Raw genomic sequence first — 18,868 nt, 5'->3', positions numbered from 1 at the left:
AAACGCAAAAAGACTAAATGGTAACTTTGAGCACTTCATGCGCCAAAATGGCAAGATGAAAGCCGAAATTGTTAGGGTTGATAATTATGTGGTAACCGATACCAAAGCCTTGGCTGAATCTATCCATCAGGTCAGGGTAACCGCGGATAAATCTTGGGCATCGGCGCAGAACTGGCTACAAGCCAAATACGACATGAAAAAGGGCGAAGCTTCTGTAACGTGGACATCGTTAGTCAAGATTCACCATGACGGCGTAGATTATGACGCTGGCATGGTGATTGGTGCTGAGCTTAAAAACGGTAAAGTCACAACTCAGATTGGCTTTAGTGCACAGACTTTCATCGCCTACAATCCGGCTAATGGTAAGATGGAGCCGGTTTTTGCCATCAAAAACGGATAGGTAATTTTTAACGATACGCTAATAAGTAAGGCAACCATTGAAAATGTAATAGTCGGAATGGATTTAAAGTCTAAAAATTATATTCCCGGACAACAAGGAACGCGTATAGATATGGTTAACGGTAATTTTGAAGTTAACAGTGTATCTTCTACTTATCGTACAAGACTGACAAATAAAGGTTTTTATGTATATTCGGGTAATACTCCGATTATAAAGCTTGGAGAATTTATATGATTGGCTTAAGAATAATAAATCCAGATGGTTCTTCTTTTTCTTTTAATGAAAATACAACTCCAGCGACAAACATATGGACAAAAGCTGTTGACGTAAGAAGAGGTGTTTAGACTTGCCCCAACCCAATACCGCAAGGTTATAAATTTGTGCTATCTCGGGGTGGGGCCCTTGCTAGTGTACGATTTGTGCAGCAGGGTAACGCTATGGTTGTTGCAGGAACAGAAACATTAGTCTCTTATTCTGAGTCTAATCGTTTGGTGATAGTGCATAATTTGCACTGGGTAGGGACTGAGCCTATTCAAATTATAGCTTATCCAGACTATAGTAAAATATCTATTGCAGGAAATGCTGGGTTAAAGATATTAGGTAGCGCTATTTTTCTAAATTCACTACCGATAACAGGTTATTCATACGCTTTTCATAAGAAGATTATGATTATTGATGGGGTTTTTAATCCTTTAGAATTAGGAGCTGGTTTAACACCAGATAATGCCATTTATTTTTTTATTCTACCGATGCAAAAAATTATATTGGTAGAGAGCCTATCAGGGATGGGGTGGAAGTGTAAAAAGTTTAAGGATTTCAAACATAAGACGTGATTCACGTAGCTTGGCAAAATCTAAATATTATGTAATTTCTTTTTTAGGACAGCTAAATCTGGCGAACTAGAGATCAGGGGGTGCGGACTAAAATTACGTAATATTGATGGTAATGTGATATTTAATTCTCAGTTTAATGTTATGACAAAACCTGTTTTAGTACCAAGCACTGAATTTGCGGTTGGAAAAGGAAAAGCAATTCCAGGAATAAAAAGGCCGATGTACACTCTTCAACGTGTCGGTGACTATTTCTGGCGTACAGATGGTGGCTACCTTGACTACCTCAATATTTTTCAAAATAGCAAAACAAGTTTAGGACTTTCTCGTTACCGATATTTTTATAATTCAGCATATATTGGTGAAACGACAACCGCCTTGTCATCTTTCCCTGTATTAGTATTGGATGCAGAAGATTACTTTAAATTCTAATAAAATATCGATTCTTTTGGTCGCGGAAAATTAAATATGATTTATACAGAAGGTACAGTCACAACCGTGTTAGGCTCTACTATTGTAAAAGGCTCAGGCACGAAATGGAGTAGCAATAATCCATTAGTCTCACCAGGCATGTTAATGTTCATTAAAAACGGTGATATGAATTATCCTTACATGATAAAAGCTGTTAACAGTGACACGGAATTAGTACTTGCTGAAGAGGCGACATTTTCAGCTACCGACACAACATACACGATTAATCTCACTGAACCAAATAATAATTCTGATGCGGCAAGAGCACTGGTTGCAGCTAACACTTACATCCTCTACTTTCTGCAAAAGATGGATACCTGGATGGGTGAAAATGGAATTGTTGAGCTTACTGTTATCTAGTGGAAAAATCATTAAACTCGAATCGATTAAGGCATTACAGAAATTAGTTAAGGGTAAAGCCAATGCAAGTGATATTTAAAGAGATAAAAGATGAGTTAGAAAAAAAGCAGATACAACAAAAGTTAATGAAATAAGCAATTCAGTTACAGAAATAAGTAAAGATTTAGCTAACAAATTTGACAAAATCAATGTAGTTCAAGAAGTTAGTAATGCAACTGACAAAGTGATTAGTTAAAAAGCATCTACTGATAGTTTTGCCAAGAAATACTCGCAGGAAGTACTTAGAACAGGCAATATCGTTATCAAAAGTGGTAACGATTACTCCGCCCTGATGATAGAAAGAAAAGATGGCCGCGTACTTGCGCCTCAAACTTCTACTGATAGTGCTTATTTTGCCTATGGAGAAGGTGAAAAAGAAATAATCACTATTCCATACAACACGAATGGCACAATGATGGTAACAAGTGATTATATTGTTGACGGCAATGGCTTTGTTAAAAAAGCATCGCCCATTATCAAAATTTTTTCTAATGGAAATTTTGAAACGAATGATGAGTCAGAAGGTGCAACTGTTCAACAAATTGAACAGGGAAATATTTAATTAATGGGGTGTTGGGTTATAACGCTGATGGAGCATGGGGTATAAATGGTGGGATCACAAATACCAAAAAATAGCAATGGCTTATCGTTAATTTATATCAAAGATAAAATTCTATCTAACGGTAACATCGAGATTCAAACATTTCACCGGCAGCACACCCATTTGCTTAAAGATTTCCAAAACTGGCGGGTTAAAGAAATTATTGACGGCAAACTAGTTTATTACGCTGACGGTGAGCAAGTTGATATTCCATTATCAACATGGCTAGATGTGAGGGTAGAGATGCCTAATGATTCAATCTGGAATCAGCAACACGCGAAAAAAGAATAGCCCCATCACAGTGGCATCATATTAGCAGCGTTGGAGGAAGTTGTTAACTATTAGTTGTTGGTTGCGGGTAGGGGGTTTTGTGAGAACTAGTGGTTTTGTTCTTTGCGTTATGGCAAAGATAGCATATGAGGTGAAAAAATAATTTGTACATAATTGTGTATATAAAGATAAATTTAAAATCATTAATTTATTTAAGTTAATGATTTTAAATTATTAATTTGATAATTAACTTATTTGGCATATAAATGATGATGAGATTGGTACAGTGTTTGGAATTGGTTTTCCTCCTTTTACGGGTGGACCATTTAGATATATGGATCAACAAGGTATATCAAATATTGTTGATATAATGCATCGACTAGCACAGAAATATGGTAACAATTTTGTTCTTTGCGAAAGGCTAATGCAAATGGCTAAATCAAATAAAAAATTCCATCAGTAGTTGATTATTTTAGTAGCATTCTAAACCTTACTAATATCATGGTATTAGGAGTAATTTCTATTTAACTTGATATAAAATAAACTTTTTTCGTTTTTTATGAAAATAAAGCGGTTCCTTTTTTTGTAATTTTAGTGCAGAATCTCGGGTTGCTTTGCCCTGCATATTTTCCGACAACAACATTAGCGAGTAATGAGAGGGCTCCTATCTAAGGGGTTAGGTGAAAATATTTTACTCAAATGGTGGATTATGCAAGTTTTTATTATGCGTCATGGTGACGCAACGATGAATACAATAAATGATGAAGCAAGAGAACTTACTCTTAAAGGAATTGAAGAATCTAAATTAATGGCCAATTGGCTAGCACAACAGAATCCAGTGTTCGACCAAGTGTTTACCAGTCCATATGTAAGAGCAGTACAAACTTATCAGGCAATGCAGCCATTATTGCCCTATTCAGGCGAACAAGAAGTATTAGCAGAACTTATTCCTGCTGGTGATCCCCAATCTATTGCTAATTATTTGCAATTACTTGCCGATGGAGGTGTAAGAACAGCATTGATTATTTCTCATTTACCATTAGTTGGTTATTTGGTATCAGCTTTGTGCCCACAAGAAATCCCTCCTATGTTTCCAACTTCTGCGATTGCTTATGTAGAGATAAATACCGAAATGCGGCACGCTGAATATAGATGGCAACGGGGACCTTCTCAAATATTGCATAATGTTAATAAACTAGCGGCACATTTCTAGTTTTATTTTACGTATTATCTGCGCTGAGTTTCATCAGTTTCTACCAAGATAAGCAACGAGGCGCTACCACCCCAAGCTTTTGGGGCTTGATGAAAAGCAGTGATATTAGGGTGTTGAGCAAGCCAAAGGGGAATCTGTTGTTTTAAAATGTGTTTTCCGTGGCCATGCATAATACAGGCAGAATGGATATTATCTCTATAGCAAGTAGCGATTAGCGCTCCAATTTCTTGTTTAGCTTGTCGTTGGGATAAGCCATGTAAATCGAGAAATAGTTTGGGAATATAATCATTCCGACGTAACTTTTTTAATTCATAAGGATTAATATCCGGTCGTAAATATCGAATCGGTCCATCTGCTTCTAGCACCGGTTTATACTCATCTGAAAAGTAATAACTGGCATCGAGCTGCTCTTGGAGCAAACATTTTGTCACAATGTGTGATTTTATTCGATGATGTCTTAGTGGTGGATGACTAACAATGTCATGTAATAAAGGTTTAGTCCCTGAAGTCGCCTCTTTAAATAGTTTAATTTCCTCAGCACTCAATTTGAACTTATTTTTCATTGTGATTCTATCAATCAGTTAGTCAATTATTCTGTTAAGTTTATCTTAATTTTCCTGCTATTACCTTCCTTATAAGCAGCAAGCTTTATAAGCTATTGTTAGTATTCTAATATCAATTAATGAGATTGCTATAAAATTCCTTAACAATAAGCTGATTTGTTAAGTAGTTCGTGGCAGACTATCGGGATTAAATATATGAACTTTGTATTGGCTAGGAGGCGTTTTGGACAAGATTTTTGTTGATGAAGCGGTTGCGGAACTACATACCATCCAAGATATATTGCGTTGGGTAATTAGTCGGTTTAATGCAGCAAATATTTATTACGGTCATGGAACAGATAATTGTTGGGATGAAGCTTTACAACTTGTTTTACCATCACTTTTTTTGCCCTTAGATATCCCTCAACAGTTATGGGGTTCTCGTCTGACTTTAAGTGAACGTCATCTTATCGTTGAACGGGTGTTATGCCGTGTTAATGAACATATCCCTGTTGCTTATTTAACCAATAAAGCCTGGTTTTGCGGGCATGAATTTTATGTTGATGAACGCGTTTTGATCCCACGTTCTCCTATAGGAGAACTGATTAATGAGCATTTTGCCGGCATCATTGATTATGAACCTGTAACTATTTTAGATATGTGCACGGGTAGTGGATGTATTGCTATTGCCTGTGCCTATCAATTTCCGCAAGCGCAAATTGATGCGGTTGATATTTCTGCTGATGCATTGGCGGTAGCTGAACAAAATATTGCCGCTCATGGGTTCTCTAAACGGATAGCACCTATTCGTTCAGACTTGTTTTTGAATATGCCTATTATTAAATATGATTTAATGGTTACTAATCCACCTTATGTGGATGCTGAAGATATGTCTGATTTACCAGCTGAATATCTGGTAGAGCCTAAATTAGCGCTAGCAGCAGGCTCTGATGGTTTAAAACTTGTTAGAAGAATTCTAGCTAATGCTTCACGTTTTCTAACGGACAATGGGGTGCTTATTTGTGAAGTTGGTAATAGTATGTTACACCTTATTGAGCAATATCCGGATATTCCTTTTACTTGGTTGAAGTTCGAACAGGGGGTCGATGGTGTATTCATGCTAACGCAGAAACAACTTATTGAACATCAAAAGAAATTTAAATTATTTATCGATTAACGGGTAATTACATTTTTTCATACAATAAAATAATTTATTCATTAATTATTGTAATGAATGAGAAAAAGAGGAAACAAAGGGGATGGCAGGAAATTCGATTGGACAGCTTTTTCGTGTTACCACTTTTGGTGAATCACATGGTTTGGCGTTAGGTTGCATTATTGATGGCGTTCCGCCTGGTATGGCATTATCAGAAAAAGATCTGCAAACTGACTTAGATCGTCGTCGGCCTGGTACTTCTCGTTATACAACTCAACGGCGTGAACTTGATCAGGTTAAAATTTTATCCGGCGTTTTTGATGGCATAACGACAGGAACACCCATTGGTTTGTTGATTGAAAATCAGGATCAACGGTCGCAGGATTATAGTGAGATCAAAGATATATTTTTCGTCCTGGGCATGCAGATTATACCTATCAACAAAAATATGGTTTACGTGACTATCGTGGTGGTGGGCGATCTTCAGCACGTGAAATAGTGATGCGTGTTGCTGCCGGTGCGATCGCAAAAAAATATTTGCAACAAAAACTAGGTATAATCGTTCGGGCTTATTTAAGTCAAATGGGAGATATTTGTTGTGAACTAAAGGATTGGGATTTGGTTGAACAGAATCCTTTCTTTTGTCCTGATGCAACAAAATTGGAGGCAATGGCCGCTTTATTATGTTCATTGAAAAAACAAGGTAATTCTATTGGCGCTAAAGTAACCGTCATTGCTGAACATGTTCCGGCTGGATTAGGTGAACCTGTTTTTGATCGATTGGATGCGGATATTGCCCATGCAATGATGAGTATTAATGCAGTTAAAGGGGTTGAAATTGGTGCTGGTTTTAAGGTGGTCACATTAAAAGGGAGTGAAAATCGGGATGAAATAACCCGTGATAGATTTATCAGTAATCATGCCGGTGGCATCTTAGGTGGCATAAGTAGTAGTCAACCGATTATTGCCCATTTAGCCTTAAAGCCAACTTCAAGTATTAGCATACCGGGTAGAACTATTAATCGGCAAGGTGATGAGGTCGAAGTGGTTACAAAAGGACGTCATGATCCCTGTGTTGGTATCCGAGCTGTACCGATAGTAGAAGCGATGATGGCAATCGTGCTTATCGATCATTTTTTACGTCATCGGGCTCAATGTGGTGAATTAGCTTTTAATCGTATGATATAAATATTAATGAAAGAACATAATTATAATCATCTAATTAACATTTTTAGTATTTGTTTTGAGAAAGAGTATCGCACGCGTTTAATTAAAGGAGATGATGAACCTATCTATCAGCCTGCAGATGATAAGATACCGTATCATCGAATTATTTTTGCTCGCGGCTTTTATGCTAGTGCTTTACACGAAATTTTCCACTGGTGTATTGCCGGAGAAACTAGACGTCAACAAATAGATTTTGGTTATTGGTATTATCCAGATGGGTGAAATGAGCAAACACAAAACGCTTTTGAGAATGTTGAAGTCAAACCGCAAGCACTTGAATGGATGTTTTGTATGGCGTCAGACTTTCCCTTTGATGTTAGTTGCGATGATTTGGCCGCTAATTTTGAGTCTGACCGGCATGCTTTTCAGCGCAAAGTCTATCGGCAGGTGCTGAACTACCTTACAAATGGTATTCCAGCCAGAGCTGAGAGATTTATTCAAGCTCTATAGTTGTTTTATAATACGCCTCCCTTGGTGAAGCAAAATTTCATTTGCCCCGAAGAGCTGTAAAAAATTTAGTTAGTATAAAGGAACAAAACCATGCTTGCGAAATTGGAAACACGTATTTTAACGCAAATTGATAATAATGTTGATGATGCTAGTCAAATGAACTTTTTGTTGGCGGTTATTTACGTGGACATTTGACATTAGCCATTACTGAATTAGAAACTGAAAATAAAAATAATATTGAAGCGCTTTCTGAGTGTGTCGAAGAGAGTATTGACAAAGCAATTAAGGCGGGTGAATTAAGTCCCCCCTGATCAACGATTGATATTAAATACTTGGCGGATGTTGTTAGAAAATGCCGCTCGATAAGCAAAAAAGCAAGTAAATTTAAACAACCTATTGTTGCATTTTTTTAAAATGGGGTAACGATCTTGGTAAGATTGGCAGTACCTGATGAAGCAGAAAAGTTAGTCAATATTGAACATTTGGCAGCAGCCATATTCCGTCAAATTCCAGCGCTTGGTTGCTGATGCACAAGGCAAATCCGTTAACCAACATTTAGAATTTATTGTTGATGGCGATTGTTGGGTGGCAGTTGAGCAGCAGCAGCTTGTTGGTTTCATTGAGGTTGAAGTAATGGATCAAGCTTTGCATATTTGGGAATTATCTGTTGATAGCCGATGGCAAAGAAGAGGAATTAGTAAGGCTTTACTGCAAAAAGTTATGATGCAAGCAAAACAACTAAACTGTGATCATGTTACTTTAACCACTTTTTGTGATGTTGCTTGGAATGGTGTTTATTATCAGAAATTGGGCTTCACAATTATTCCGGCTGAAAAGTTACCTGTGTCACTACAAGCTATCTTTAAAAAAGAGGTGGCTTATGGATGTACTGCATCCTCACGTTGTGCAATGCAGTACATCCTTTAATGGAGATTAAATTTTTTGCTATAAAGCTAATTATCCAGTTTAACCGCACGGCCTTGTAATAATTTTCTGATCCAAAATCGGTTAGGATTGAGATTTGCCAATATATCATCGTCAAAAGGCAATGGTTCACCAAAAATTTGACTGCAAAGTAGCTCTGCGCAAATTGGCGCACTACATAATCCTCTTGCATCTAATGCACCAATAACAAATAGATTGTCATGAATTGGTGCTTGCAAAATATACTGTTGCTCACTGAGCTGTTTATCTAGCTGGGCATATTGAAGAATAAGTTGATCAACATCCGGTATATTACCGATCATCGGTAGATGATCACGTGTAACACAGCGGATGCTTTGGCGTGATGCATTTTTGCTGATATCAATTTCTTTTGTCCATCCAACATCAGGCAAACAGTTTAATAAGCAAGCATCGTTTTCTTGTTGCTCCAATTTGGAATATTCTAGCGTGAGTTGATGACGTTTATAGCTAGCGCCTAAGCAATGATATTGATGATGAGCGGGCGTTATATATATCCGGCATAACAGAGTGTTGTTTGCAGTTGCTTAAGTATCGGTGTGGTCGGAATATGGCTCACTTGCCCGCGAACAGCACTAACGGGTAATTTTTCCGTTTGAGAAAATAAAGGCAGTTGATGACCATTAGCGATAATGACGGTTTTATGGGTTATTTGTCGTTGCATATCTCCTTGTTTAAATAGCAACTTCCAGCCAGCGGCACTATTTTCTTTCCAGCTGAATAAGACGATGATTAAAATGACTGATTAAACCTTGTTGTTGCACATATTGCCAACTATTGGATGTCAACTCAGCTGGGCATAACCAACCAGCAGCTGGATAGTAGATGCCATCATGGTTAACATCAACACCACAAATGGTTTGTAATGTTTATCGAGTTTCATGGTGCGCAAAATCAGCTGGCTAATTTTTTGTTAATATTTGATCGATTTTTTGTCGGCTTTTTACGTCATAAGCTAACTGCACTAAACCGCTCCAATCGTGAGCAAATGCGATGCCCTAACTGTTGAAGTTGGGTGTAATAGCGTTTTGCAAAAGTAAAAGCGGTAATAAAAAAGCGTTCTAAACCATCGTGGTGACCAGTTAATAATGGATAAAGTGCGCCTTGACGATTGCCGGAAGCGTTTTGTGCCACACTGGGATCTTGGCAATATAAAGTTACCTAACTTCCTCTACGTAATAAAGCAAGAGCAGTCATCATACTGGCAATACCACCGCCAATAATGGCAATATCCTCGGTTGTTGATGCGGCTTGTCGAGCGAACCAGGGTTGTGGATCAGATTGCTGATTTGCTAGTAATTGACCGGTTAGCATTTCACGTTTACGGCCAAAACCTTTGATTTTTTACTTGAAAACCGGCTTTTTCTAATCCACGGAGACCGATATCGGCAGAAGTAAAGGTAGCAAAAGTACAACCATCACGTCCCCAATTTGCCATTGTAGTGAATAGTTGTTCACTACACATTTGAGGGTTTTTAGCTGGAGCAAAACCGTCTAAAAACAAACTATCTATTTTATTGAAAAAATTAGATTTTAATTGAGGTAATTGTATATTTATATCGCCAAAACAAAGATCGAGAATGATTGTCCCATTTTCCATAACTATTCTATGAAAACCTGGTAACGATTGAGGCCATTGTTGACAAATTTATTTAGAAAAAGTGGCGAGTTCAGGCCAACATTGATGAACTCTTAGCAAATCAGTAATGGACAAAGGATATTTTTCAAAACTGATACTGATATAGTGTAAAAGTTGTAACTGGTTGTTAGGCGCTTGTTGGCGAAACTGAATAAATAACTGACAGACTGACATAAAGTTTAGCCCAGTACCAAAACCAGTTTCTGCAATAACATATAGTTTTGCGGAGTGAGAGAAAAAGCGATTTGGTAACTGATTACCGGCTAAGAACACATAACGTGATTCTTCTAAACCATTTTAATTAGAATAATAGACATCACCAAAGTGTTCAGAGATATGGATATCTTGCTCGTTCCAGCTTAATTTAGCTTGGCTTATCTCATTTGTATTCACAAAATTATCTACAATATTTTAAATAATCAGCCAATTTTAACGAATTTAACTTGAGTACGCTAGCTATCACAAAATATAAAAGTTAGCCAAGATAATGTTTTCTACAAAATTTTACCTGATCGGACTTGTTCAGCTTACAAGTGTAAGCTAAAGTAACATGCTAAGCTCCCAGTAAATAAATTTCGACTATGAGGTAATATAAGCAATGAAGCGTGCAGTCATTACTGGTCTGGGCATTGTCTCCAGCATAGGTAACAACCAGCAAGAGGTACTGGCTTCCCTAAAAGCGGGTCGTTCTGGCATCAGGTTTTCAGAAGAATTTAAAGGAATGGGTTTACGCAGCCATGTCTGGGGTAATATTCAGCTGACGGAAGATGATATTAAACAAAAGATTGACCGCAAAATTCTTCGTTTTATGAGTGATTGCTCTATTTATGCCTACTTGGCGATGGAAGAGGCAATTCAGGACGCTAAACTGACAGAAGAGCAGATCTCAAATATTCGTACCGGTTTAGTTGCTAGTTCTGGTGGCGGTTCGCCCCGTAATCAAGTGGCTGGTTCTGATGGTATGCGTGCCAAAGGATTGCGTGGTGTTGGTCCCTATATGGTGACCAAAGCAATGGCTTCTGGTGTCTCAGCTTGTTTAGCCACACCGTTTAAAATTAAGGGCGTTAATTATTCTATTAGCTCTGCTTGCTCAACTTCAGCCCACTGTATTGGCCATGCAGTTGAATTGATGCAATTAGGTAAACAGGATGTTGTTTTTGCTGGTGGAGGTGAAGAACTAAGCTGGGAATTAACCTGTGAATTTGATGCAATGGGAGCATTATCTACCAAATATAATGCAACCCCAGAAAAAGCTTCTCGTACCTATGATCAGGATCGGGATGGTTTTGTGATCGCTGGTGGTGGTGGTATCGTTGTGGTAGAAGAGTTAGAGCATGCTTTGGCACGTGGCGCACATATTTACGCTGAAATTGTTGGTTATGGAGCGACTTCAGACGGTTATGATATGGTTGCTCCGTCAGGTGAGGGTGCGGTAAGGTGTATGAAAATGGCATTGGTAGATGTCGAACAGGTTGATTATATCAATACTCATGGAACTTCAACGCCAGTTGGCGATACAAAAGAGTTAGAAGCAATTACTGAAGTGTTTGGTACTAATACGCCAGCGATTTCAGCGACTAAAGCAATGACTGGCCATTCTCTGGGCGCGGCTGGGGTACATGAAGCTATTTATAGTTTGTTAATGTTAGAGCATGGATTTATTGCTCCAAGCATCAATATTGATAATTTGGATGAAAAAGCGCGAGTAATGAATATTATTATGCAACCCACTGATAAGAAATTAAATACTGTAATGTCAAATAGTTTTGGTTTTGGTGGAACTAATGCGTCGTTGGTAATGAGTAAATACCATTCATAATTATATTACCAAGAAAACAACTACCTACTGATAATCTATCAGTAGGTTTTTTTATTGTTTTCGATATAATTAATTGATTTAATAAGCTCTTTTTTATTAGTTTTAAAAAGGAGATGGTTAAAAAGCTGCGTCAGTGGGGTACGTAATTGCTTCGCTAAAATAACACCGAGTAGCACTTACACCACCACCAATTAAATGGTAGCTGTGCATTTTTTCATTTAAAAATAGGACAGCGATAATGGCAATAAATACCAGTGCCAGATTCATAAATATTGAAGTTGTATTAGCGCCAAGTTGAAATATACCCTGGATCCGTAAGTAGGTTGCAATCAGTGAGGCGGCAATGCCGGCAAACAAGATCAAATTAATATTTGCCGCGGTAATTTCTACTGTTTTAGCCAGTAAAAAATTAGGCAATAGTAGGATCACAGCAAAGCTAATTTGGATATAAAGTGATTGCCAATTGGGTAATGGGATTGCCCAATGCTTGGTTAATACACCATATAGAGAATAAGAGAGAGCAGCGATAAGCATGAGTAATTGCCCGCTATTAATTCCTTGCATAAAAAATATCATTGGGGATCACCCTGACAGATAAGACAGATAAGACAGATAAGACAGATAAGACAGATAAGACAGATAAGACAGATAAGACAGATAAGACAGATAAGACAGATAAGACAGATAAGCCCAATTAAGGATAAGAGGGTACCAATTACAATACCAATGGTAGGAATAGTGCGTAGCACAAAAATACTGAGTATCACCGTTAACAAAGGAATAACCGAATTTAATACTCCCATAAAGGTTGCGCTAACCGTGTGAGCAGCATAATAGGCCAAACTTTGGTAAATCACCATGCCAATAGATAGAGCCCCTAAAATAAAAAGTTTCCAGCCATATATTGCCTTACTACTTTGCGATTTTTAACTATCCCTTTGATCATAAAAGGGGTAAGTAATAAAAACGGCAATAACCAGCGATAAAAGGAAATAGCCGTAGGATCAATCACGTTTGCAACTGCTTTACTTACGACTGTATTAATTAACCATAATAGAACTGCAAAAAGGGGAAAAAGAAAATTTTTCATTATTTAGTCATATCTATCATTTGGTAATAATTTTGCTATTTTAACATTGTCTGATTTATTACATATATTTATAATAAGACAAACGATCCGTTCTTTCTGCCAATATTACTGTGATGGAAAAAATCAAATATATACTTGAACCAAATATTATTGAGCCAGAATCCATAGTTTTTCCTAATAATGAATTGTTAGGTGATACTAAGTGCAAATTACATCGCCATAAATTTGGCCAATTAATTTATGTGGTTAAAGGTATTATAGAGATGCAAGTTGCTGCTCAACATTATATTGCTCCGCCGGAATTTTGTATCTGGATCCCAAGTGGTGTTGAACATGTCACTTACAACAAAAAAAGTGTTAAGTTTAATATATTAGATATTTCCCAGACACTCAGTCATGTTCTGTGTAAAAAACCGTGTATTATTCGTCAAACAGCTATTTTTCATACCATATTATTAGATTTTTATGCACGTCAGATAAGCCAACCAAAGACCGTAGAAGATATGCGCTTAGCCAATGTTTTGATTAATCAATTAAAACGTTCACCTATTCAAAAAACCTATTTACCTGCCAGTAAGGATAAATTTTTAGCGCCTATTTTAGTACAATTACAGCAAAATCCAGCCGATAATACCGCTTTAGCTGTATGGGCCAAACGGGTATATACCTCAGAACAAACCTTGTCACGCCGTTGTCAACAGGAACTGGGGATGTCATTTAGTGAATGGCGCCAGCGATTACGTTTTTTACATGCCATAATGAAATTAGAACAAGGTAATAGTGTCCATCAGGTAGCTTTTGATGTCGGTTATAGTTCCTCCTCGGCTTTTATTACCATGTTTCAGCAGATTTCAGGCACAACACCAGAACGTTTTCGACAAAAAAGTGACGATGACTAAACCGGTTGTTAGGATTTATTTCATTAACATGGCAAAATAGCAACTTGTTACCTTATCGAATAGTAAAAAACGATGGGTTAATTTTGATAAATATAATTGGGCATTAAATAAGTGAAAATATTGGTTGATGAAAATATGCCTTACGCAACACAATTATTTCAAACAATCGGTGAAGTCAAGGCTGTTTCTGGGCGTTCAATCTCATCGTCAGAGCTAGCAACAGCGGATGCTTTAATGGTGCGTTCAGTTACTCAAGTCAATGAAGCGTTACTTAAAGAGAGTAAGGTAAAATTTGTTGGTACTGCAACGGCCGGATTTGATCATGTTGATAGGCAATGGTTAGCGCAAGCGGGCATCGCTTTTTCTGCCGCACCCGGTTGTAATGCAACAGCGGTGGTAGAGTATGTTTTTTCCGTTTTATTGGTACTGGCTGAACGTGATTGCTTTGATTTGCGAGAAAAAACAGTCGGTATTGTTGGGGTTGGTAATGTTGGTAGTCGCCTTAATGTGCGTTTAAAGGCTTGGGGCGTGAATACGTTACTTTGTGATCCGCCTCGTGCAGACGCTGCCGATAATAGTGAGCAATTTTGGCCACTGGAAAAATTAGTTAGTCAGGCGGATATTTTAACTTTTCATACCCCGTTAAATAAATCTGGCCATTATTCACCTTACCATTTATTAAATGAAAAGTTGCTTACAGCTATGCCGGCAGGACGTATTGTGCTAAATACTAGCCGCGGAGCAGTTGTTGATAATCAGGCATTATTAACAGCCTTAGAAAATGGTAAGAAAATCGACGTTATATTAGATGTTTGGCAACATGAGCCCTCTATTTCCCTAGCTTTGTTAGCTAAAGCTAGAATTGGCACGCCACATATTGCTGGCTATTCTCTAGAAGGTAGAGCACGCGGTACCAGCCAGATTTTTACCGCATTTAGCCAGTTTTTAGGCCAAGAACAGCAAATTAAACTCGCTGATTTATTACCTAGTGCAGAGTTTAATGAAATTACTTTTAGCGGTGAATTAACGCAGGCAAGTTTAAAACGTTTAGTGCATTTAGTTTATGATGTCCGTCGTGATGATGCGCGATTAAGAAAAATTGCCCATCTTGCTGGCCAGTTTGATCATCTGCGTAAATATTATCCAGAACGCCGTGAATGGTCATCTCTTAGGGTGAGTTGTGATGATGCCGATGCCGCCAATAGACTAAAAATGCTAGGCTTCAATACCAAATTAATTTGATTAAAAATGCTAATAAAATTGGAGAAAACCAACATGACAGAAGGTTGGAATATTGCACTATTAGGTGCTACCGGTGCGGTCGGAGAGGCCGTATTGAGTTTATTACAAGAACGTCAGTTTCCTGTTGGTGAGTTATTTCTATTAGCCAGTGAAAATAGCGCAGGAGAAAGCATCCGTTTTAATGGTAAGCAATACACAGTTATTGATACTCAATTATTTGACTGGACGCAGGCGCAATTGGCTTTTTTTGTTGCTGGTAAAGAAGCGTCCGCTCGTTATGCAGAGCAAGACGGTTGTATTGTCATTGATAGCAGTGGTTTATTTGCGTTGGAACCAGATATTCCATTAGTCGTACGGGTGTTAATACCCATCTCTTGGCTAATTTATCGTAACCGTAATATTATTGCCGTTGCTGATAGCTATGTCAGTCAATTGTTAGTCGCCGTTAAACCGCTAATTAATTTTGCCGGCATTCATCGTTTAATCTCAACCAATCTGTTTTCAGTTTCGGTGCATAGCAAAAGTGCAGTGAATGAATTGGCGGGTCAAAGTGCCCGATTGTTAAACGGTTTAACCGTTGATAATGAACGTTTTATTAAGCAGCTAGCATTTAATCTATTACCATTATTAAGTGATGATGAAGGTTCTGCACCGCAGGAGCGCAGTTTAGTTGATCAAGTGCGTAAAATTTTACAGAATGATTGGTTATCCATTTATTGTCAGTTTCTTGCAAGCACCAGTTTTTTATGGCAATGCACAAGTGGTTCATGTGGAAACATTACGTCCGATGCCCGTACAAGAAGCCTGGCAAGAAATTACTCAATTTGATGAGATTGAGCTAGTTTGCGAAGATGATTTTCCAACTCAAGTAACAGATGCTTCAGGTAGTGATCGATTAAGTATTGGTTGTATGCGTAATGATTATGGTGCACCTGAGATATTACAGTTTTGGTCAGTTGCCGATAATACCCGATTTGGTGGTGCTCGAATGTTAATAGAAACTACGGAGCGATTAGTGCAGGAGCAATATTATTAATGTTGGAGAAGCAACCCCCTTTATCGATGGCTAAAATTGCGTTAGGTATTGAGTATGATGGTAGCCATTATTATGGTTGGCAGCGTCAACAACAGGTAAAAAGTATTCAGGCTTGTTTAGAGTTTGCGCTAACAAAAGTTGCCAATGAATCTATCCACGTTTATTGTGCCGGACGCACTGATGCAGGTGTGCATGCTACTAGCCAGGTTATCCATTTTGAAACATCTGTCACACGTAAAGATTCTGCCTGGACAATGGGGGTTAATAGTTACTTACCATCCGACATTGCAGTACAGTGGTGCAAAATTGTTGAGCCAGATTTTCATGCCCGTTTTTCCGCCACCGCGCGTCGATATCGTTATATTATTTTCAATCAGCGACTTCGACCTGCGATATTAGCCGCAGGCGTAACGCATTACCATGCCCCCTTAGATGCAGAAAAAATGCATCTTGCCGCTCAGGCATTGATTGGGGAGCAGGATTTTACTTCATTTAGGGCTATTCAGTGTCAATCTAAATCCCCTTGGCGTAATATAAAGCATGTTCATGTCAACCGTTATTGTGACTATATTGTGGTTGATATTAAAGCTAATGCCTTTGTTCATCACATGGTACGCAATATTGTTGGTAGTTTGCTAGCAGTAGGGTGCGGTGATCAGGATATTAGTTGGATAGCAGAGCTTTTAACATTGAAAGATAGAACAAAAGCGGCGGCGACTGCAAAAGCAGAGGGGCTCTATTTAGTTGCTGTCGATTATCCGGCAAAATATAAATTACCTACAACGATCGTAGGACCGCTTTTTTTACTAGAATAATAAATTTAATTTTGCGTTTAATTACACAGCGCTGAAGCTGTCAACTGTTGGATTTTTTATGGAATTTATTACTTTTATTATTGATTTTATTATATACATCGATCTTCATTTAGCTGAGCTGGCTGCAGAATATGGCATTTGGCTATATGCCATTCTATTTTTGATAGTATTTTGTGAAACTGGATTGATTGTTACGCCTTTTTTACCGGGTGACTCCCTATTATTTGTTGCTGTGGCGCATTAACGGCACTGGAGAGCAATGATCTTAATCTTCATTTAATGGTAGTATTAATAATTATTGCAGCAATTATTGGTGATGCGGTTAATTATACTATTGGTCGTTTATTCGGCGAGCGTCTATTTAGCGATTCTAATTCAAAAATTTTTCGACGGATTTATTTGGAAAAAACACACCAATTTTATGAAAAACATGGTGGTAAAGCGATTATTTTAGCTAGATTTATACCTATCATTAGAACGTTTGCTCCATTTGTCGCAGGGATGGGAAAAATGTCATATCGGCATTTTGCTTTTTATAATGTGGCCGGGGCTTTAATACGGGTTCTATTATTTACTTACGCGGGTTACTTTTTTGGTGATTTGCCAATTGTTCGGCAGAATTTAAAATTATTAATTATGGCAATTATTTTAATTTCTACTCTGCCGAGTATTATTGAGATTTGGCGCTATCGTTGATCATCAATAAAAGAAAAACAGGTTGTTAAACCAAAAAAATAGATAGTCATTAGCAGGTTTGATCAGTTTTTTATCCACTATGTTTTGTCATTGTGGTTTAATGATTAACATAATAATGAGACTGATAATGTAATTTCAGACAGAAAGGTCTATTAATGAGCTGGATTGAAAAGATTCTTAATAAAAGCAATATTAGCCAGACCCGTAAAGCGAGTATCCCTGAAGGGGTTTGGACAAAATGTGATAGCTGCCGGCAAGTACTCTATCGCGCTGAATTAGAAAGTAATTTAGCCGTATGTCCAAAATGTGATCATCATATGCGTATTTCAGCCCGTCAACGTCTGTCCTCTTTTCTTGATGAAGGAACCACGGCTGAATTAGGTAGTGAATTAGAGCCGAAAGATATTTTAAAATTTCGTGATTCAAAGAAATACAAAGATCGCATATCAGCAGCACAAAAAGCGACACATGAAAAAGATGCTTTAATCGTGATGAAAGGCTCGCTTAAAGGTATGCCAGTTATTGTAGCCGCTTTTGAATTTGCTTTTATGGGCGGTTCAATGGCTTCAGTTGTTGGTGCACGTTTTGTGCGTGCGGTAGAGCAAGCACTGGAAGATAATTGTCCGTTAGTTTGTTTTTCTGCCAGTGGCGGTGCTCGTATGCAAGAAGCATTAATGTCCTTGATGCAAATGGCAAAGACCAGTGCGGTACTGGCGAAGATGCAGGAACGAGGGCTTCCCTATATCTCAGTACTTACCGATCCAACTATGGGCGGTGTATCAGCAAGTTTAGCCATCTTAGGCGATATTAATGTTGCCGAACCTAAAGCGTTAATCGGCTTTGCTGGTCCTCGGATTATTGAGCAAACGGTACGCGAAAAATTACCACCAGGTTTTCAACGCAGTGAATTTCTGATTGAAAAAGGTGCGATTGATATGATTGTCAGACGGCCTGAAATGAGGGACAAATTAGCCGAAATACTGGCGATGCTCACTCATCAAACCGTTCAAGATGCAAGTCAAATTGATGTTATTAACTTAGTTGACGATGATCTGGAGCCACCCTATCGTGAGAAACCCGAAATTGACAACAAATCAGATCAAAAATGAG

General features: G+C 38.0%; 14 protein-coding genes and 9 pseudogenes. 20 read left to right on the top strand and 3 right to left on the bottom strand.

Annotated elements, in window-relative coordinates; all coding sequences use genetic code 11:
* Positions 1-37 precede the first annotated feature (37 nt).
* The 8 genes and pseudogenes from ARADI_RS21600 to sixA all read left to right on the top strand — a co-directional run bounded on the left by ARADI_RS21600 (position 38) and on the right by sixA (position 4,184).
* Positions 38-634: pseudogene (locus ARADI_RS21600) on the top strand (phage tail tip fiber protein).
* 146 nt (positions 635-780) lie between these two features.
* Positions 781-1,233, top strand: a complete 453-nt coding sequence (locus tag ARADI_RS05865; RefSeq protein ID WP_119711437.1) for a hypothetical protein — start codon at positions 781-783, stop codon at positions 1,231-1,233.
* Positions 1,234-1,374: 141 nt separating this feature from the next.
* Entirely contained in the window at positions 1,375-1,662 is a 288-nt protein-coding gene (locus tag ARADI_RS05860) for a hypothetical protein (RefSeq protein ID WP_119711436.1), read from the top strand.
* Between the two features lie 36 nt (positions 1,663-1,698).
* The gene (locus ARADI_RS05855; RefSeq protein WP_238149156.1) at positions 1,699-2,061 is read left to right on the top strand and encodes a hypothetical protein; all 363 of its coding nucleotides are present in this window, start codon (positions 1,699-1,701) and stop codon (positions 2,059-2,061) included.
* 331 nt (positions 2,062-2,392) lie between these two features.
* Positions 2,393-2,736, top strand: a pseudogene (locus ARADI_RS05850) (phage tail fiber protein).
* Positions 2,708-2,992 carry a phage tail fiber protein gene (locus tag ARADI_RS05845; protein WP_119711434.1) on the top strand — a complete coding sequence of 95 codons (285 nt, stop codon included), beginning with the start codon at positions 2,708-2,710 and terminating at the stop codon, positions 2,990-2,992. The pseudogene ARADI_RS05850 and the gene ARADI_RS05845 overlap by 29 nt, the downstream one beginning before the upstream one ends.
* 265 nt (positions 2,993-3,257) lie before the next feature.
* Positions 3,258-3,434, top strand: coding sequence for a hypothetical protein (locus ARADI_RS05840; protein WP_182853108.1), 177 nt, complete (start codon positions 3,258-3,260; stop codon positions 3,432-3,434).
* Between the two features lie 246 nt (positions 3,435-3,680).
* Positions 3,681-4,184: a phosphohistidine phosphatase SixA gene (gene sixA, locus ARADI_RS05835; protein ID WP_119711634.1), complete on the top strand. Its 504-nt coding sequence runs from the start codon at positions 3,681-3,683 to the stop codon at positions 4,182-4,184.
* A gap of 14 nt (positions 4,185-4,198) precedes the next feature.
* On the opposite strand, the gene smrB is transcribed toward sixA, so the two are convergent.
* Positions 4,199-4,747 (bottom strand): endonuclease SmrB, encoded by a 549-nt coding sequence (smrB, locus tag ARADI_RS05830; protein WP_119711433.1) that lies wholly within the window; start codon positions 4,745-4,747, stop codon positions 4,199-4,201.
* Between the two features lie 223 nt (positions 4,748-4,970).
* Here smrB and prmB point away from each other — a divergent pair, with 223 nt between their 5' ends.
* The 5 genes and pseudogenes from prmB to ARADI_RS05805 all read left to right on the top strand — a co-directional run bounded on the left by prmB (position 4,971) and on the right by ARADI_RS05805 (position 8,486).
* Positions 4,971-5,903 carry a 50S ribosomal protein L3 N(5)-glutamine methyltransferase gene (gene prmB, locus ARADI_RS05825; protein WP_119711432.1) on the top strand — a complete coding sequence of 311 codons (933 nt, stop codon included), beginning with the start codon at positions 4,971-4,973 and terminating at the stop codon, positions 5,901-5,903.
* A gap of 82 nt (positions 5,904-5,985) precedes the next feature.
* Positions 5,986-7,070: pseudogene (gene aroC / locus ARADI_RS05820) on the top strand (chorismate synthase).
* A gap of 6 nt (positions 7,071-7,076) precedes the next feature.
* Positions 7,077-7,559: pseudogene (locus tag ARADI_RS05815) on the top strand (elongation factor P hydroxylase).
* Between the two features lie 90 nt (positions 7,560-7,649).
* Positions 7,650-7,925 (top strand): annotated as a pseudogene (locus ARADI_RS05810) (YfcL family protein).
* 108 nt (positions 7,926-8,033) lie between these two features.
* A complete protein-coding gene (locus ARADI_RS05805) occupies positions 8,034-8,486 on the top strand; it encodes a GNAT family N-acetyltransferase (protein WP_238149154.1) in 453 nt (150 codons plus the stop codon).
* Between the two features lie 26 nt (positions 8,487-8,512).
* Here the strand turns inward: ARADI_RS05805 and mnmC are convergent.
* A pseudogene (gene mnmC / locus ARADI_RS05800) lies at positions 8,513-10,554 on the bottom strand (bifunctional tRNA (5-methylaminomethyl-2-thiouridine)(34)-methyltransferase MnmC2/FAD-dependent 5-carboxymethylaminomethyl-2-thiouridine(34) oxidoreductase MnmC1).
* Between the two features lie 205 nt (positions 10,555-10,759).
* On the opposite strand from mnmC, the gene fabB reads away from it, so the two are divergent.
* Complete coding sequence (fabB, locus tag ARADI_RS05795; RefSeq protein WP_119711430.1) at positions 10,760-11,980, top strand: beta-ketoacyl-ACP synthase I; 1,221 nt, start codon at positions 10,760-10,762, stop codon at positions 11,978-11,980.
* A 38-nt stretch (positions 11,981-12,018) separates the two neighbouring features.
* On the opposite strand, the pseudogene ARADI_RS05790 reads toward fabB, so the two are convergent.
* Positions 12,019-13,070 (bottom strand): annotated as a pseudogene (locus ARADI_RS05790) (DMT family transporter).
* Between the two features lie 113 nt (positions 13,071-13,183).
* On the opposite strand from ARADI_RS05790, the gene ARADI_RS05785 reads away from it, so the two are divergent.
* The 6 genes and pseudogenes from ARADI_RS05785 (at position 13,184) to accD (ending at position 18,867) form a co-directional block, all read left to right on the top strand.
* Entirely contained in the window at positions 13,184-13,969 is a 786-nt protein-coding gene (locus tag ARADI_RS05785; protein ID WP_119711429.1) for an AraC family transcriptional regulator, read from the top strand.
* A 111-nt stretch (positions 13,970-14,080) separates the two neighbouring features.
* Complete coding sequence (pdxB, locus tag ARADI_RS05780) at positions 14,081-15,211, top strand: 4-phosphoerythronate dehydrogenase PdxB (protein WP_119711428.1); 1,131 nt, start codon at positions 14,081-14,083, stop codon at positions 15,209-15,211.
* 33 nt (positions 15,212-15,244) lie between these two features.
* Positions 15,245-16,247: pseudogene (locus ARADI_RS05775) on the top strand (aspartate-semialdehyde dehydrogenase).
* The gene (gene truA, locus ARADI_RS05770) at positions 16,247-17,062 is read left to right on the top strand and encodes a tRNA pseudouridine(38-40) synthase TruA (protein ID WP_119711427.1); all 816 of its coding nucleotides are present in this window, start codon (positions 16,247-16,249) and stop codon (positions 17,060-17,062) included. The pseudogene ARADI_RS05775 and the gene truA overlap by 1 nt, the downstream one beginning before the upstream one ends.
* 58 nt (positions 17,063-17,120) lie before the next feature.
* A pseudogene (locus tag ARADI_RS05765) lies at positions 17,121-17,758 on the top strand (DedA family protein).
* A 155-nt stretch (positions 17,759-17,913) separates the two neighbouring features.
* On the top strand, positions 17,914-18,867 hold the full coding sequence (gene accD / locus ARADI_RS05760) for an acetyl-CoA carboxylase, carboxyltransferase subunit beta (RefSeq protein WP_119711426.1): 954 nt from the start codon (positions 17,914-17,916) through the stop codon (positions 18,865-18,867).
* Position 18,868: the final 1 nt, after the last annotated feature.

The sequence above is a fragment of the Arsenophonus endosymbiont of Aleurodicus floccissimus genome (assembly GCF_900343025.1).
Lineage (GTDB): Bacteria > Pseudomonadota > Gammaproteobacteria > Enterobacterales > Enterobacteriaceae > Arsenophonus.
The sequence above is the reverse complement of the archived record's forward strand: the minus strand, read 5'-3'. Positions and strand labels throughout refer to the sequence as shown.

Excerpts from the sequence above, each read along its gene's own strand:
- ARADI_RS05860 (WP_119711436.1), top strand. The coding sequence starts at position 1,375 with ATGACAAAACCTGTTTTAGTACCAAGCACTGAATTTGCGGTTGGAAAA.
- ARADI_RS05855 (WP_238149156.1), top strand. The coding sequence starts at position 1,699 with ATGATTTATACAGAAGGTACAGTCACAACCGTGTTAGGCTCTACTATT.
- ARADI_RS05845 (WP_119711434.1), top strand. The coding sequence starts at position 2,708 with ATGGTGGGATCACAAATACCAAAAAATAGCAATGGCTTATCGTTAATT.
- sixA (WP_119711634.1), top strand. The coding sequence starts at position 3,681 with ATGCAAGTTTTTATTATGCGTCATGGTGACGCAACGATGAATACAATA.
- smrB (WP_119711433.1), bottom strand. The coding sequence starts at position 4,747 with ATGAAAAATAAGTTCAAATTGAGTGCTGAGGAAATTAAACTATTTAAA.
- fabB (WP_119711430.1), top strand. The coding sequence starts at position 10,760 with ATGAAGCGTGCAGTCATTACTGGTCTGGGCATTGTCTCCAGCATAGGT.
- ARADI_RS05785 (WP_119711429.1), top strand. The coding sequence starts at position 13,184 with ATGGAAAAAATCAAATATATACTTGAACCAAATATTATTGAGCCAGAA.
- truA (WP_119711427.1), top strand. The coding sequence starts at position 16,247 with ATGTTGGAGAAGCAACCCCCTTTATCGATGGCTAAAATTGCGTTAGGT.
- accD (WP_119711426.1), top strand. The coding sequence starts at position 17,914 with ATGAGCTGGATTGAAAAGATTCTTAATAAAAGCAATATTAGCCAGACC.